The organism is Actinoallomurus vinaceus (assembly GCF_039542055.1).
Classification (GTDB): Bacteria; Actinomycetota; Actinomycetes; order Streptosporangiales; family Streptosporangiaceae; genus Actinoallomurus; species Actinoallomurus vinaceus.
The window spans coordinates 28,838-43,746 of the sequence record NZ_BAABHK010000027.1 but is presented as its reverse complement, the minus strand read 5'-3'; the positions used below and the strand labels follow the sequence as shown (position 1 = coordinate 43,746).

Annotated in this window: 14 protein-coding genes; 7 read left to right on the top strand and 7 right to left on the bottom strand. The window is 69.9% G+C overall.

The annotated features are described in order from the left end of the window. Positions 1-117: 117 nt before the first annotated feature. From ABEA24_RS49710 to ABEA24_RS49695, 4 genes are all read left to right on the top strand, one after another. Positions 118-1,110: an aldo/keto reductase gene (locus tag ABEA24_RS49710; RefSeq protein ID WP_345442919.1), complete on the top strand. Its 993-nt coding sequence runs from the start codon at positions 118-120 to the stop codon at positions 1,108-1,110. A gap of 219 nt (positions 1,111-1,329) precedes the next feature. After that, positions 1,330-1,791: a hypothetical protein gene (locus tag ABEA24_RS49705; RefSeq protein WP_345442917.1), complete on the top strand. Its 462-nt coding sequence runs from the start codon at positions 1,330-1,332 to the stop codon at positions 1,789-1,791. Positions 1,792-1,878: 87 nt separating this feature from the next. Then, positions 1,879-2,328, top strand: coding sequence for a hypothetical protein (locus tag ABEA24_RS49700; RefSeq protein ID WP_345442915.1), 450 nt, complete (start codon positions 1,879-1,881; stop codon positions 2,326-2,328). A 234-nt stretch (positions 2,329-2,562) separates the two neighbouring features. Further along, positions 2,563-3,087: a hypothetical protein gene (locus ABEA24_RS49695; protein ID WP_345442913.1), complete on the top strand. Its 525-nt coding sequence runs from the start codon at positions 2,563-2,565 to the stop codon at positions 3,085-3,087. Positions 3,088-3,112: 25 nt separating this feature from the next. On the opposite strand, the gene tesB is transcribed toward ABEA24_RS49695, so the two are convergent. Together tesB and ABEA24_RS49685 are read right to left on the bottom strand one after the other, a co-directional pair. Further along, the gene (gene tesB, locus ABEA24_RS49690) at positions 3,113-3,973 is read right to left on the bottom strand and encodes an acyl-CoA thioesterase II (RefSeq protein ID WP_345442911.1); all 861 of its coding nucleotides are present in this window, start codon (positions 3,971-3,973) and stop codon (positions 3,113-3,115) included. A 14-nt stretch (positions 3,974-3,987) separates the two neighbouring features. Continuing rightward, positions 3,988-6,063, bottom strand: coding sequence for an ATP-dependent DNA helicase UvrD2 (locus ABEA24_RS49685; RefSeq protein WP_345442909.1), 2,076 nt, complete (start codon positions 6,061-6,063; stop codon positions 3,988-3,990). A 133-nt stretch (positions 6,064-6,196) separates the two neighbouring features. Here ABEA24_RS49685 and ABEA24_RS49680 point away from each other — a divergent pair, with 133 nt between their 5' ends. Next, positions 6,197-6,463 (top strand): mycoredoxin, encoded by a 267-nt coding sequence (locus ABEA24_RS49680; RefSeq protein WP_345442907.1) that lies wholly within the window; start codon positions 6,197-6,199, stop codon positions 6,461-6,463. Between the two features lie 3 nt (positions 6,464-6,466). Here the strand turns inward: ABEA24_RS49680 and ABEA24_RS49675 are convergent, their stop codons facing one another. Beyond that, positions 6,467-7,252 carry an amidohydrolase family protein gene (locus ABEA24_RS49675; RefSeq protein ID WP_345442905.1) on the bottom strand — a complete coding sequence of 262 codons (786 nt, stop codon included), beginning with the start codon at positions 7,250-7,252 and terminating at the stop codon, positions 6,467-6,469. A gap of 98 nt (positions 7,253-7,350) precedes the next feature. Here ABEA24_RS49675 and ABEA24_RS49670 point away from each other — a divergent pair, with 98 nt between their 5' ends. Next, positions 7,351-7,740 (top strand): MerR family transcriptional regulator, encoded by a 390-nt coding sequence (locus tag ABEA24_RS49670; RefSeq protein WP_345442904.1) that lies wholly within the window; start codon positions 7,351-7,353, stop codon positions 7,738-7,740. A 56-nt stretch (positions 7,741-7,796) separates the two neighbouring features. Here ABEA24_RS49670 and ABEA24_RS49665 read toward each other — a convergent pair whose 3' ends face one another. From ABEA24_RS49665 to ABEA24_RS49650, 4 genes are all read right to left on the bottom strand, one after another. Then, a complete protein-coding gene (locus tag ABEA24_RS49665) occupies positions 7,797-8,801 on the bottom strand; it encodes a quinone oxidoreductase family protein (protein ID WP_345442903.1) in 1,005 nt (334 codons plus the stop codon). Positions 8,802-8,902: 101 nt separating this feature from the next. Then, entirely contained in the window at positions 8,903-10,171 is a 1,269-nt protein-coding gene (locus ABEA24_RS49660) for a family 16 glycosylhydrolase (RefSeq protein ID WP_345442901.1), read from the bottom strand. Positions 10,172-10,214: 43 nt separating this feature from the next. Beyond that, positions 10,215-11,627, bottom strand: a complete 1,413-nt coding sequence (locus tag ABEA24_RS49655) for a ricin-type beta-trefoil lectin domain protein (RefSeq protein ID WP_345442899.1) — start codon at positions 11,625-11,627, stop codon at positions 10,215-10,217. A gap of 119 nt (positions 11,628-11,746) precedes the next feature. Beyond that, positions 11,747-13,636: a ricin-type beta-trefoil lectin domain protein gene (locus ABEA24_RS49650; RefSeq protein ID WP_345442897.1), complete on the bottom strand. Its 1,890-nt coding sequence runs from the start codon at positions 13,634-13,636 to the stop codon at positions 11,747-11,749. A gap of 372 nt (positions 13,637-14,008) precedes the next feature. Between ABEA24_RS49650 and ABEA24_RS49645 the strand changes: the two genes are divergently transcribed. Beyond that, the gene (locus tag ABEA24_RS49645; RefSeq protein ID WP_345442895.1) at positions 14,009-14,770 is read left to right on the top strand and encodes a DeoR/GlpR family DNA-binding transcription regulator; all 762 of its coding nucleotides are present in this window, start codon (positions 14,009-14,011) and stop codon (positions 14,768-14,770) included. The last annotated feature ends 139 nt before the right edge of the window (positions 14,771-14,909 follow it).

The following is a 14,909-nucleotide window of genomic DNA, read 5'->3' as shown; positions in this document are numbered from 1 at the left end:
GAAAGCATACGGCAGCGTCACGGTTCATCGCGGACTTGCATCACTGATGTTGCAAGTTGTAGCTTCATCGCGTCCTTGTTGATGCGACTAGTGACGCCTCCTGAAAGGTTGGAACACGTGGAGTACACCCGCCTCGGCCGCAGCGGCCTCTCGGTGTCCCGGCTCGTCCTCGGCACCATGAACTTCGGGTCGCGGACGTCCGAAGAGGACAGTCACGCGGTCATGGACCGTGCGCACGAGCACGGCATCAACTTCTTCGACACGGCCAACTCGTACGGCGTGCGGCAGGGCGACGGCCTCACCGAACAGATCATCGGCCGGTGGTTCGCCCAGGGCGGCGGCCGGCGCGACAAGACCGTCCTGGCCACCAAGGTCTTCCTTCCGATGGGGGACGGGCCGAACGACCGCGGGTTGTCCGCGCTGAACATCCGGCGCGCGGTCGACGCCTCGCTCAAGCGCCTGCAGACCGACCACATCGACCTATACCAGATGCACCACATCGACCGGAGCACGCCGTGGGACGAGGTCTGGGAGGCCTTCAGCGTCCTTCACCAGCAGGGAAAGGTCCTCTACTACGGCTCCTCCAACTTCGCCGGCTGGCACATCGCCCAAGCACAGGAGGCCGCGCGGTCCCGGCACTTCCTCGGGCTCATCGCCGAACAGTCCATCTACAACCTGATGGCCCGCTGGGCCGAACTCGAGGTGCTGCCCGCCGCACGGGCGTACGGGCTCGGCGTGATTCCGTACTCGCCGCTGCACGGCGGTGTCCTCAGCGGCGTCCTGCGCAAACAGCGTGAGGGCACCGCCGCGCGCAGCGGCTCGGGGCTCTGGGCCGCCGCGTTCGCCGAGCAGCGGGAGTCGGTCGAGGCGTACGAGAAGTTGTGCGCCGAGATCGGCGAGGACCCGGCCCACGTCGGACTGGCATGGCTGCTCGCGCAGGACGGCGTGACCGGACCGATCGTCGGGCCGCGGACGATCGAGCAGCTCGACGGCTCGCTGCGCGCACTGCAGATCACGCTCGACGACGCCACACTCGCCAAGCTGGACGAGCTCTTCCCGCCGCCCGCGCCCAATGGTGCCAAGCCCGCGCCCGAGGCGTACGCCTGGTGATCACGCTCCGGCGTGCCGAAGGTGCCGCGGGCGCTGCCGTACGCAAACGGTCCCGGGGCCGCGCATTGGTCCTCAGGTCCTGGGTACGCGGCTGCGATTAAGCCGCAGGCCTCATTGACGCAATGACCTTTTCAGTCGACTCTTGGCCCGTCGCGAATTTCCGCGATCATGACCGCGCCATTCCGAACGGCGCGTTCAGCGCCAAGAGAGGGTTTCCCGATGACGAGGACCACGACGGCGGCCGCGATCGCCGCTGCCATCGCCGCCACGGTGGCGATTCCGGCCGGCGCCGCGAGCGCGGCGCCCACCACCTCCGCTCCCGCCGCCCAGGCCACGGCCAAACGCTACGTCAAGGGTGCCGTCTTCCTGCAGTTGGAGAAGAAGAAGGTCTCGACGAGTTACAGCACATACACCTTGCAGACCGCTGATGGCAGGGACAGCAAGGGCCACTTGGTCGGGCATTTCTTCTTGCAGACCCATTCCGGTCCCCGCGTGAGGATGCGCGTCATCACCTGCGGGAAGAACCCCTTCACCAGTGACTGGGAGGTGCCGCCGCGGTCGACGGTCACCTCCGCCGCCGTCCGGAAGAACGGGCACCCGCGGGCGTTCAGGCTGGGAACGTGCTTCCGTATCCAGGCGAAGCCGGGCAAGGGCACGGTTCGCGGTAGGGCGTATTACTGATCCCCCGCAGGGCACGCGACTGCCCTCGTTCTGCATGTTTCGTCACACGATAAAGCGGCGTATCCAGCGCCAAGAAAGGATTTCCCGATGATGAGGACCACGACGGCGGTCGCGATCGCGGCCGCCGCCACCGCCGCCACGGCGGCGACTCCGGCGGGAGCTGCGACGGCGGCCCCTACCGCACACGCCAAGCAATGCAGCAGCGGCGAGCCTGTCCGTGCGGCCGTCTTCCTACAGCTCAGCAAGAACTCGTACGCGAAAACCACCCCGTCCTACGTGTCGTATGTCGACGCCGATATGGGTTGCAAGGGCGCGATCTCCCTGCAGCACCGCTCCGGCCCCCACGTGAAGCTGCGCGTCATCAGCTGCGCCAAGAAACCCAAAGTGCTGAGCGACTGGATGCTGCCACCGCACTCGACCCATACTTATACCGGCGTAAAGCGCAATAACAGAGTCGCATTGTTCTCGCGCGGGACGTGTTTCCGGGTTCAGGGGTGGAAGGGCAAGGGCGTAACCCGCGGCGGGGCGTCTTTCTGATCCTGCGCGGGTCCATCTTCGGGTTCAGGAGTCGGTGACGCGGATGAGGCCCTCTTGGACGACTGAGACGACGAGCTCGCCGTCCCGGGTGACGGCGAATGTCCTCGGGTGCGGGCCTGGTCATGCGCACCAGGCCCGACCCCACGGCACCGCGCGTTGGTCCGTAGGTCCCAGGTCGGGCGGCTGCGATTAAGCCGCAGGACTTATTGACGTGATGGCCTTTTCAGCCGAGTCTTGGCCCGGCGCGAATTTCCCGATCCCGATCGCGTCATCCGAACGGCGCGTCCCGGCGCGTCTGGAAAGGGCCTCCTGATGATGAGAACGACAACGGCCGCCGCGATCGCGGTCGCTGCCATTGCCACCGCAGTGGCGACTCCCGCCGGAGCCGCGACGGCCCCGACCGCTCAGGCCCGGCGGTGCCGCGAGGGCGAACCCGTCAAGGCATCCGTCGTTCTGAAACTCCGCAAGAACTCATACGCGACAACCGCCCCGTACCACGTGCACTGGGTCAGAGCCGATCTCGGCTGCAAGGGCCACATCTCCCTGCAGCACCGTTCCGGCCCCCACGTGAAGATGCGCATCGTCAGTTGCGCCAAGAAACCCAAGGTGCTGAGCGACTGGCTGCTGCCGCCGCACTCGACCAAGGTCTATGAGGCGGTCATACGCAATGGAGTGGTGCCGCCGTACCCGCGCGGGATGTGTTTCCGCATCCAGGCGTGGAAGGGCAAGGGCGTAACCCACGGCGGAGGGTACTTCTGATCCTTCGCGGGGTCCGTCTTCGGGTTCAGGAGTCGGTGACGCGGACGAGGCCCTCTTGGACGACGGAGACGACGAGTTCGCCGTCCTGGGTGAAGACCTGGCCGCGGGCGAGGCCGCGGGCGCCGGAGGCGTTCGGGGTGTCCTGGGCGTACAGCAGCCACCGGTCGGCGCGGAACGGCCGGTGGAACCACATCGCGTGGTCGAGGCTGGCGCCCATGGTCCTGCGGTCGCCCCAGGCGAGACCGTGGTTGAGCAGCACGGTGTCCAGCAGCGTCATGTCCGAGGCGTACGTCATCAGGCAGACGTGCAGCAGCGGGTCGTCGGGCAGCTCGCCGTTCACGCGCAGCCAGACCAGCGACTCGGGGCCGGTCAGCTCCGGGTCGCGGGCGGCCTCCCAGGTCAGCGGCGTCACGTGCCGCAGGTCGACGGGCCGCTTGCGCAGGAACTCGTTGTCGAGCTTGCCGAACAGCCGCTCCATCCGCTCCTGGAACGTCGGGAGCGACTCCGGCTCGGGCACCTCCGGCATCTGCGCCTGGTGCGACGGGCCGTCCTCGGCGATCTGGAACGACGCGGACAGGGTGAAGATGGTCTTGCCGTGCTGGATCGCGGAGACGCGGCGGGTGGTGAACGACCGGCCGTCGCGGACCCGCTCGACGGTGTAGACGATCGGCACGCTCGGGTCGCCGGGCCGGATGAAGTAGGCGTGCAGCGAGTGCACGTGACGGTCGTCGGGGACGGTACGGCCGGCGGCGACCAGCGCCTGGCCGGCGACCTGCCCGCCGAACACCCGTTGCTGGCGCTCCTCCGGGCTGCGCCCGCGGAAGATGTTGACTTCGATCTGCTCGAGGTCGAGCAGATCGAGCAGCTCCTTCAGCGCGGCGTTCATGGCTTCCCTACTCCTCAGGCTTCCGGCGTCTCGCCCCGGCACAGCGCGAGTACCGCCGAACCGTACCGGTCCAGCTTGACTGCCCCGACACCGGGGATCGCGGCCAGGTCCGCCTCGGTCGCGGGGGCGCGCTCGGCGATGGCCTGCAGGGTCGCGTCGGTGAAGACGACGTAGGCGGGGACCTTCTGCTCCTTGGACGCCGTCAGGCGCCACTCCTTCATGCGGGTGAGGAGGTCCTCGTCGTAGTCGGCCGGGCAGGTCTCACAGCGGCCGAGCTTACGCTCGATCGCGGCGGTCAGCGGGCGTCCGCAGACCCGGCACGGCTGCGGCCCCGTGGCCGGGGCGCGGCGCTTCGACCGGTCGACGCGGGGCGGTCCGGCGCTCTGCGGGGCGAGGCCGTCGAGGAACCGCGACCGACGGCGTCCCTTGCGGCCGCCGGGCGACCGGGCCAGCGCCCAGGACAGGGCGAGGTGCTCGCGCGCCCGCGTCACGCCGACGTACAGCAGCCGGCGTTCCTCCTCGATCTGCTCGGGGCTCTTCTCCGCGTAGATGATCGGCAGCGTGCCCTCGACCAGGCCGGCGAGGAACACCGCGTCCCACTCCAGGCCCTTCGCGGTGTGCAGCGTGGCGAGCGTCACGCCCTCCAGCGCCGGGGCGTGCTGGGCGTTCGCGCGCTCCTCCAGCTCGGCGACGAACTCCGGCAGGCCCGCGCCCGGCCGGTCGGCGGCGACGTCCTCGGCGAGCTGAGCCAGCGCGGCGAGGGACTCCCAGCGCTCCCGCGCCGCGCCGCGCCCCTCCGGCGGCCGGTCGGTGAGCCCGGCGGAGGCCAGCACGTCGCGCACGGCCCGTACGAGGGGCTCGCCGTCGTTCGCGGACCGGGCGGCGCCGCGCAGGAGCACCACCGCCTGGCGCACCTCGGCGCGCTCGAAGAACCGCTCCGCGCCCTTGAGGACGTACGGGACGCCGGCGTCGGCGAAGGCCTGCTCGTACGGCTCGGACTGGGCGTTGATGCGGAACAGCACCGCGATCTCGCGGGCGGGCACGCCCTCCTCGATGAGCGCCCGCGCCCGCTTGGCGACGGCCTCCGCCTCGGCGACCTCGTCGTCGTACTCGTGGAAGGTCGGCTCCGGACCGTCGGGCCGCTGCGCGACCAGCTCCAGGCGGTGCTTGCGCGCCTCTCCCCTCGCCTGCGCCAGCACGCCGTTGGCGAGGTGCACCACCTGCGGCGTCGACCGGTAGTCGCGGACCAGCTTGACGACCTTCGCCTCGGGGTGTTCGACCGTGAACCGCAGGAGGTACGCGGGGCTGGCGCCGGTGAAGGAGTAGATCGTCTGGTTGGGATCCCCGACGACGCAGATCTCGTCGCGCTCGCCCAGCCAGACGTCCAGCAGGAGCTTCTGCAGCGGGTTGACGTCCTGGAACTCGTCGACGACGAAGTAGCGGTACTGGTCGCGCACCTGGTTCGCGACCTCCTGATGCTCGGTGAGCATCGCGGCGGTCAGCTCCAGCATGCCCTCGAAGTCGAGCAGGTTGCGCTCGCGTCGGAGCTCCTCGTACGCCTCGTACAGCCGGGCGAAGTCGGGCGCGTCGGTCGGCGGAGTGCGCCCGGCCTTGGCCGCCGAGGCCGGATAGTCCTCCGGCCGCGTCTGGGTGACCTTCGCCCACTCGATCTCGGCCGCGGCGTCGCGCAGCTCCGTACGGCCGAGGGACAGGCGCAAGGCCCGCGCCGCCTCCATGACCAGGCCGAACTTCGACTCGATGAGCGTGGGCGGCTCCCCCCCGATCACCTTCGGCCAAAAGTAGGAGAGCTGCTTGAGCGCGGCCGAGTGGAACGTACGGGCCTGCACGCCCGGCGCGCCGAGCTGCCGCAGCCGCCCGCGCAGCTCGCCGGCGGCGCGGGTGGTGAAGGTCACGGCCAGCACCCGCTGCGGGGTGATGACACCGGTCAGCACCCCGTACGCGATCCGGTGGGTGATCGCGCGGGTCTTGCCGGTGCCCGCACCGGCCAGCACGCACACCGGTCCACGGGTCGCCTCGGCGACCGCGCGCTGGTCCGGGTCGAGCCCGGCGAGGATCTGCTCGGCCTCCATCGTCCCTCCTTTAACTCCTTTCCATCCTCCCAGGCCCGGCACCCGGCCGTGGCCGACCCGGCGCTTCGGGAATGCCGTTCGGGGGCCGGGCGTTGCCACTGCTGATCGCCGTCGGCCCAGGACAAGGAGAGCCATGACCGCGCCCGTGACGGGTGAGCTGACGATGTACACCACCACCTGGTGCGCCTTCTGTCGTCGGCTCAAGACTCAGCTGGCCCGTGAGGGCATCCACATGGTCGAGGTGGACATCGAGCGGGACCCGGCGGCCGCGGAGTTCGTCATGAACGTCAACGGCGGCAACCAGACGGTTCCGACCGTCGTCTTCCCCGACGGCACCGCGGTGACCAACCCCTCGGCCAAGGAGGTCAAGAAGCGCCTCGCCGCCATCGCCGGTCGCTGATCCTCAGAGGTTCAGCAGCCGGGCGAGGTTTCCGCCGAGGACCAGGTCCCGCACCTGCCCGGGCGCGGTGACGCGCTCGACGGTGGCACGCGCGAGCACCGGGTCGCCGTACGGCGCGTCCGAGCCGAAGAGCGTGCGCTCCGGAAGCTCCCGGACGGCCAGTCTCACCGCGAAGACGATGTACGCGGTGGACAGCTCCAGATAGAGGTTCGGCGTCTCCTTCGCCAGCTCGATCGCCGTCATCCAGTTGAGGCCGCCGAGCTGGCTCACGACCAACGGCACGGACGGGTGGCGTACCGCCAGCGTGGCCAGCGTGCGCAGGTCCTCCTCGGTCGTCGGGGCGAACCCGTGCACGACCACGGGCAGGTCGCCGTGGTCGTGCGCCGCCGCGAGCACCGGCTCCACCCGGCCGGCCCGGCCGGGAGGCGGCGTGAGCTCTCCGATTCCGCGCAGACCGCGCCCCACGATCTCCCGCTCGACGAACGCGGCCACCTCATCCTCGGACAGGCTCAGCGGTACGGACCCGAAGCCGATGAAGCGATCCGGGTGGGCGGCCAGCGCGTCGTCCAGTTCCCGCCATGCGGTGGCATGGCCGTCGTCGCCCGTGCCGCGCCCGCTCACGGCCCTCTCCAGCACGCTCATCTCCTGGCGCAGCGAGTCGAGGTCGGTGGCCCGCTCGGGGTGCGGCCGGGTGGGGAACAGGACCGTACGGTCGGCCCCCGCGTCGTCCAGGAGACGAAGGTGCGTCTCCACCGGGTCGTGGACATGACTGTGCGCGTCGATGATCAATGTCGGCCTCCTGGCGACGTCGGCCGCCGGAATGCGGCCGGTGCGCCCACTGTTGCCCCCTGACACAGTTGGAAGGTCAAGCCGGAGGGACCGGAACCGTGCTCATCGGGGAGCTGGCCGCGCGGACCGGGACGAGCGAACGCCTGCTCCGCTACTACGAGCGGGTCGGGCTGCTCCGGCCGGAGCGCGAGCCGAACGGCTACCGCGCCTACGACGAGACGGCCGTCGAGACGGTCGAGCGGATACGGGCGCTCCTGGCGGCCGGCCTGCCGACCCGCGTGATCCGTCAGGTCCTCCCCTGCACGACCGCCGAGACCGCCGTCGCCCCGTGCCCTGGCGTCCTGAACGCCCTCCGGGAACAGCTGGACGCCCTCGACCGGCGTTCCGCCGAGATCGCCGCCGCGCGGAGCCTGCTGAGCCGGACGATCGCCGCGACCGAGGCCTCGCTCGGCGATTCGGACGAACGCCCGGTGACGACCGCGAGCTGACGCGGAGCAGGCGCCGACTCCGTACGCACTCGGGGCTGCGGCCTGAGACGGCGGCTTCAGCGCCGGGGTGAGGACAGGCCGGTGATGACGACCTTTCCGACGGGACGGTCCTCGACCAGGTGGCGCAGCGCCTCCCCCACCGCCTCCAGCGGATAGATCGAGTCGATGACCGGGCTGATCCGTCCGGTCGCCAGCAGTTCGGTGATGTCGGTCCAAGCGGCCCTCGACCGCGCGGACGTCGCGGCGCGCAGCGAGAACCCGTGCAGCGTGGTGCGGCGTTCGATGACCTCGCAGAGCGGCAGCTCGGTGCTATGGCCGCCCGAGCAGCCGACCAGGACCAGGTGACCGCCCGGCGCCATCGCCGCCGCGATCTGCGCGGTCACCGGGCCGCCGACGCCGTCGACGGCCACGTCGACGCCGCCGGGGAACCCGTCGCCGAGTCCGTCCCGTAGCCGGTCGCGCTCCAGGTCGACGATCCGGATCCCCCGGGCCCACGGCGCCGCCCGGATGGCCTCCGCCTTGGCCGTTGTCCCCACGCCGCCCGCGACGGCGGCCGCCCCGAGGGCGCGCGCCAGCTGGACCGTCGCGTTGCCGACGCTGCCGCCGACGCCCGGCGCGAAGACGCACATGCCGGGCTCGAAGGCGCCCGCCCGCAGGGCGAGCAGGCCGGTGAGGTACGCGATCGGGACGGCCGCCGCCACCTCGTCGGACACACTGACCGGGATCGCGGCCAGGTTCCGGGCGGGCACCACGGCGAACTCGGCCATCGTCCCGTCGGCGGTGACGCCGCCGTCACCGGCGAAGAACATCACCCGCGTGCCGGACGCCCAGCGCCCACCGGGGTCGGCGACGACGAGGCCGGCGCCCTCACTGCCCAGCGTGAGCGGCAGCAGCCCCATCGCGGACGGGCCGCCGGCCGCCACGGAGTGGTCCAGCCGCGTCACGCCCGCCGCGGTGATCTGGACGAGGACCTCGCCTGGGCCGGGGGCCGGTATCTCCACCTGCTCGATCCGCACATCCGTCGTGTGCGCGGTGATCGGATAAGCGCGCGCCGCTTTCACCTGAATCGTCCCCCCCGAAGGTCCCTCATACCCGTACGAGGAGGACGGCACGCCCGGTGCCGTCCTCCCCGCGTGGAGAGGTGAATCTCAGTTCGAGAGCCTCAGCTCGGGAGCGTCCACTTCTGGTTGGCGCTGCCGGCGCAGTCCCAGATCTGCAACCGCGTGCCGTTGGCCGAGCTCGGGCCCGTGGCGTCCAGGCAGCGCCCGGAGTTGGGGTTGACCAGCGATCCGTTCGAGCCCGCCTGCCACTTCTGCGCAGCCGTGCCGTTGCAGTCGTAGAGCTGCACCTGCGTGCCGTTTGCCGTACCGGCCGCCGTCACGTCCATGCACTTGCCCAGGGCCTGCAGGGTCTGGTCCGAACCCACCGTCCACTGCTGCGCCGACGTGCCGTTGCAGTCGTACAGCTGCACCGCCGTACCGTTCGCACTGTTGGCCCCGGCGACGTCCACGCACTTGCCGCCGTAGCCCGTGATCTGACCGGTGGTCCCGCCGCCGGTGGAGCTCGTCGTGACGTGCACGTAGTCGACGACGAGCTGCCCCGGGAAGGGCGTGCTGCCGTCCGGGTCGCCGGGCCAGTAGCCGCCGACGGCGAGGTTGACGATGATGTAGAACGGGTGGTCGAAGACCCAGCGGTTGCCGTTCAGGTCGGCCGGGGTGCGGGTCTCGTACACATTGCCGTCGACGGACCACTTGATCTGGTTCGGCGACCAGTCCACCGCGAAGGTGTGGAAGTCGTCGTAGAAGTTCGCCCCGCCCGGCAGGGTGTAGCCCGCGCCGATACCGGCGGAACCGGAGTAGCCCGGCCCGTGGATGGTGCCGTGCACGGTGCCCGGCTCCTTGCCGATGTTCTCCATGATGTCGATCTCGCCGCTGTTCGGCCAGCCGACGCTGCCGATGTCGTTGCCGAGCATCCAGAAGGCGGGCCACATGCCCTGTCCCTTCGGGATCTTCATCCGGGTTTCGAAGTGGCCGTACGCCTGGGTGAACGTGGACGCGGTCGACAGCCGGGCGGAGGTGTACTGGCAGGTCCCGTACCAGCAGTTGTAGCCGCCCGGGTTGTCCTTGCGGGCGGTGATGACCAGGTGGCCCTGGCCGTCCAGAGCGGCGTTGTGCGTACCGCTGGTGTAGTACTCCCGCTCGTGGTTGTTGACGTTGTCGCCGGTCTCCGGGCGCCACTTGCTCGCGTCGACGCCTGATCCGGCGGCGCCGTCGAAGTCGTCGGTGAAGGTGGCGGTGGCGGCTGCGGCGGCCGTGAGGGCCGTCGAGTGGGAGCCGCCCGCGGCCACGGCGGCGGTACCGCCCAGCCCGGTGACCAGCAGCGCTGCCAGCAGCAGCCGGCCCGGCCTGAGTCGGCGGGATGACGAGGACATCGCTTTCCCTTTCATGGTGGAAGAGGTGGAATGGAGCGCCGGGTCAGCTCGGGAGCGTCCACTTCTGGTTGGCGCTGCCGGCGCAGTCCCAGATCTGCAGCCGCGTGCCGTTGGCCGAGCTCGGACCCGTCGCGTCCAGGCAACGCCCCGAATTCGTATTCACCAGCGAACCGTTCGAGCCCGCCTGCCACTTCTGCGCGCCCGTGCCGTTGCAGTCGTACAGCTGCACCTGGGTGCCGTTGGCGGTGCCGGCGGCGGTCACGTCCATGCACTTACCTAGCGCCTGCAGGGTCTGGTCCGAGCCGACGGTCCACTGCTGCGCCGTCGTGCCGTTGCAGTCGTACAGCTGCACCGCCGTGCCGTTCGCGCTGTTCGCCCCGGCCACGTCCACGCACTTGCCGCCGTAGCCGGTGATCTGGCCGGTGGAACCGGTGGGCGGGGGCGTGCCGCCGCCGGTGATGGCGTTGAAGGTGCGGGCGAACTGGTAGGCGCTCTGCGAGGTTCCGCTGCAGGTGTCGGACAGGGTGCCGTTGCTCGCGCAGGCCTTGTCCCGGCCCAGCGCCCAGTAGGCGAGTTCCTGGATGCCGTTGCTCGCGGCGAAGCTCTCCAGGGAGGAGGCGTTCGCGGTCGTGAAGACCTCGTTCGTGGAGTCGTTCACCCCGATCATCGGGGTGTTGCCCTCCATCGCCCACAGCTCGGCGGAGGTCTTCGACGTCCAGATCTGACCGAGCTGGCCGTGCAGCGCGGTCGCCGCGTTGATCGCGGCCTGCCCCATGTCCATGGACGGGCCGTAGTCCATCGTCATGATGTTGACGGCGTTGACGGTGACGCCGCGGCTCTTGGCGTTGTTGAGCAGGCTGAGCGAGTCGGACAGCAGGCCGCTGGGGTCGACCGGGAGGGTGTAGTCGACGTCCAGGTGCTTGCCCGCGGCCGCGTACTGCTGCTGGAGTGCGGCGAGGGCCTGGTTGCGGCGGTCGTTCGCGGCCGTGTCGTCCAGCGCCGCGCCCTCGATGTCGAGGTCGATCCGCGTCAGGTTGAGCGTGTCGATGGCCTTCTTGTACTGCGCCTCCAGCGTGGACACCGAGCCGCACGCCTGGCCGAGTTCGGTGCCCGAAGCGCCGCCGAAGGAGGCGATGACGTCGCCGCCGGAGGCACGCAGGTTGTTGATGGCGGTCAGCCAGCCGCTGTTGTCGATGGCCGTGTCGCCGTTCCAGGTGGCGTTGCAGCCGCCTCCGCCGATGACGAAGGCGAGCGTGTAGTACTTCAGCCCGGTGGCCGACTGGGCGTTCGCCATCGCGGACGTCGAACCCCAGGTCTCGACGTACGGGGCGGCGTAGTGAGCGGGGAATCCGGGGCCGGGGTTCGCCGAGGCGGCGTATGCCGGGCTCGCGCCGAACAGCAGGCCCGCGACGGGTATCGCAGCTGCTATCAGTGCTTTCAGGCGGGGACGGGACATGCGGGGATCCTCCTGATGGGGTCTTCGGCCATCGCCGAACGGAGGGGTCGCGGGCGGGCGCCCGGGACCGGGCACCCGGGCGGTCGCCCGGGAGCCCATGCGGAGAGGGTCAGGGGGGCTCAGGAACCGGGGAGCGTCCACTGCTGGTTGGAGCCGCCGGCGCAGTCCCAGATCTGCAGCCGGGTGCCGTTCGCGGAGCTGACGCCGGTGGCGTCCAGGCACCGGCCCGATGCGGGGTTGACGACGGTCGACCCGCTTCCGCGGGTCCACTGCTGGGCGCCGGTCCCGTTGCAGTCGTAGAGCTGGACCTGGGTGCCGTTGGCCGTACCGGCCGAGGTGAGGTCCATGCACTTGCCAAGGGCCTGGATCGTGCCGTCCGTGCCGACCGTCCACTGCTGCGCGGCGGTGCCGTTGCAGTCGTACAGCTGGACGGCGGTGCCGTTGGCGCTGTTCGCGCCGGCGACGTCGACGCACTTGCCGCCGATGCCGGTGATCTGGCCGGTGGCGCTGCCGCCGCCGCTCTGGGTGCCGTTCCAGGTGAAGGTCGCGGTGGTCCGGGCGGGCAGCGTGTAGACGAAGGACTGGCCGCCCCAGTTCACCTTGACGGACTGGGTGGCGCCGCTGTCGTTGTAGGCGATCAGCGCCTTCGAGCCGTCCGGGTTGCTCCAGGCGACGTTGGGCACGGCGCTGTTCGCGGTGGAGGCGATCCGGTACGCGCCGGGCCGGACGAACTTGGTGAGGTGGCCGACGTCGTAGTACTCGATCGTGTAGTCGACCTGGCCGCTACGGGAGTCGCCGTTGTGCACGGTGATCAGGCCGGTGCAGGTGCCGCAGCCGCCGTTGTGCGGGCCCATGTTCTGGTCGACGGCGAGGGACCACTTGACGACGCTCTTCCCCCAGTTGCGGGTGTAGTCGACGATGTTGTGCATGTCCTCCTTCTGCTGGTCGCCGATCCACGTGCCGCCGGAGTGCTCGGTGTCGTAGGCGTCCACGGAGGGGTACTGGTTGTGCACCGTGGTCTGCTCGCCGACGTCGCCGCCGTAGCCGTGCCAGGCGATCCCGCCGAAGAGGGAGTCGTTCCGGATGGTGGAGTCGTCGACCACGGGGGCGCCGTAGCCGCCGTAGGCGTCCCAGTTCCAGTCGAGGGCCAGCACCTTGGTGGACAGACCCGCCGCGTGCAGCGCGGGCAGCAGGTTCGTCTTGGTGAAGTAGTTCAGGCCCGAGCCGTTCCAGCTCATCGACGGGTAGCCGTTGCAGCAGGTCGGTTCGTTCTGCGCGGAGACGAGGTCCACGTGCACGCCCTGGGCCTCGTACGCCTGGAGGTACTTCACGAAGTACTGGGCGTAGGCCGCGTAGTACTGAGACTGCAGCCAGCCTGGGTTGTTGAAGTCGCCGTTGTCCTTCATCCAGGCCGGGCCGCTCCACGGCGTGCCCATGACCGTGAGGTTCGGGTTGAGCTGCCGGGCCTGCTTGGTGAGGGGCACGACGTCGGCCAGGTCGTGGGCGATGGAGAAGTGCGCGAGCGTGGGGTCGGTCTGGCCGGCGGGCATGTCGTCGTAGGAGTAGCTGTAGCGCGCCAGGTCGGAGGCGCCCATCGGGTTGCGCAGGAAACTGAGCCCGATGCCGGCGGACGGGTCGAAGAGCTTCTGCATGACCTGGGTACGGGTGGCGGAGCTGAGCGCGCCGCTGCTGTTCATGAGCCAGGCGGCCGTGTCGGTGAACGACGCGCCGGCACCGGTGAACCGCTGGTACTTCGTGTTCTCGTCGACGGTGATGGTCTGGTTGGCGCTGCCGCCGGTGCCGAAGGAGACCGGCGTCTGCTGCTGCAGGCCGCGGGTGACGTGGCGTCCGGCGGAGTCGTCGGTGGTGGTGAGCCAGATGTTCACGGACTCGCCCGCGGCCCTGGCGGGGGCCGGGCCGCTCATCAGCGCGGCGATGAGGACGAGGAGCGCGCAGAGAGACAGGGTGATGGACCGGTGCGAACGCGCGGGGTCGACGCGATGGGGCACGGTGCTTCCCTTCGGTCCGGAGCGGAGTGTGGCAGCCTCCCCCGAAGGCAACTAACAGGAAGGCTTCCTATCAGTCATCCCGGACACTAACCGCCTTAAAACAAGGTGTCAACAAAGTCGTTGTGCCTGGACAGCCAGCCGGGGAGGGGCGGCCGATCCGTTATACCGAGCAGGCCGTCGCCCTACCCTTATGCACGCCTTAACGGATGCTTATGCCACGGAGGAGGCCGCCCAGGAGGGGCGATCCGCGAGGGGGCGATCCGTCAGGGAAGCCGCCAGACCGCCTGGAGCCCGACCAGCGCGGCTTGACGGCACACATTGATGGCGATACCAAAAGGAAAACAACGTAGAAACGGGCAGCGGACCAACATCATGTACGCCGAAGAACGCCAGCAGGAGATTCTCCGCCGCACCCGTGAGGCCGGCCGGGTCGACGTCGTGACGCTCGCGGAGGACTTCGGCGTCACGATGGAGACCATCCGGCGGGATCTGACGGTCCTCGAGCGGGCGGGCACGCTGCGCCGCGTCCACGGCGGGGCGATCCCCATCGAGCGGCTCGGCTTCGAGCCGGCGCTCGCGGCCCGCGACGCGGTGCTGACCGCCGAGAAGGAGCGCATCGCCAAGGCCGCTCTCGCGGAGCTGCCCGACGAGGGATCGATCATCATCGACGCGGGCTCGACGACCGGGCGTCTGGTCGAGGTCCTGCCGAGCGACCGCGAGCTGACCGTCATCGTCAACTCGCCGCCCCTGGCGACCGTCCTCGCGACGCGCGCCAACCTGAACGTGATCATGCTGGGCGGCCGCGTCCGCGGCCGTACGCTGGCGACGGTCGACGACTGGGCGATGCGGCCGCTCGACCGGCTTCGCGTCGACGTGGCGTTCATGGGCACGAACGGATGCTCCGTGGAGGCCGGGCTGACCACGCCCGACCCGGCCGAGGCCGCGATGAAGGAGTCGATGATGAAGGCCGCGCTGCGCACGGTCGTCCTCGTCGACCACACCAAGGTCGGAAACGACTACCTCGCGCGGTTCGCCAGGTTGTCCGAGGTCAGCGTTCTGATCACGGACACCGGCCTGGACGCCGGGCTCGCCGCGGACCTCGCCGCGGAGGGCCCGGAGGTCGTACGCGTCTGACACGGACCGCACACTTCTGAACCTTCCGCGGCTTGGGACGCGTATTACCAGTTGCCTTGCGACGGCTGACGACGCCGTTGACAACCAACACAAAGAGCGTTAAACAAAAGTAAAAGCAACCGGAAGACAGTCAAACGGA

What these genes read in the sequence shown, in the direction of transcription:
- ABEA24_RS49655 (WP_345442899.1), bottom strand. Translation starts at nt 11,627, where the DNA reads ATGTCCCGTCCCCGCCTGAAAGCACTGATAGCAGCTGCGATACCCGTC.
- ABEA24_RS49685 (WP_345442909.1), bottom strand. Translation starts at nt 6,063, where the DNA reads ATGGAGGCCGAGCAGATCCTCGCCGGGCTCGACCCGGACCAGCGCGCG.
- ABEA24_RS49645 (WP_345442895.1), top strand. Translation starts at nt 14,009, where the DNA reads ATGTACGCCGAAGAACGCCAGCAGGAGATTCTCCGCCGCACCCGTGAG.
- tesB (WP_345442911.1), bottom strand. Translation starts at nt 3,973, where the DNA reads ATGAACGCCGCGCTGAAGGAGCTGCTCGATCTGCTCGACCTCGAGCAG.
- ABEA24_RS49660 (WP_345442901.1), bottom strand. Translation starts at nt 10,171, where the DNA reads ATGTCCTCGTCATCCCGCCGACTCAGGCCGGGCCGGCTGCTGCTGGCA.
- ABEA24_RS49700 (WP_345442915.1), top strand. Translation starts at nt 1,879, where the DNA reads ATGATGAGGACCACGACGGCGGTCGCGATCGCGGCCGCCGCCACCGCC.
- ABEA24_RS49705 (WP_345442917.1), top strand. Translation starts at nt 1,330, where the DNA reads ATGACGAGGACCACGACGGCGGCCGCGATCGCCGCTGCCATCGCCGCC.
- ABEA24_RS49680 (WP_345442907.1), top strand. Translation starts at nt 6,197, where the DNA reads ATGACCGCGCCCGTGACGGGTGAGCTGACGATGTACACCACCACCTGG.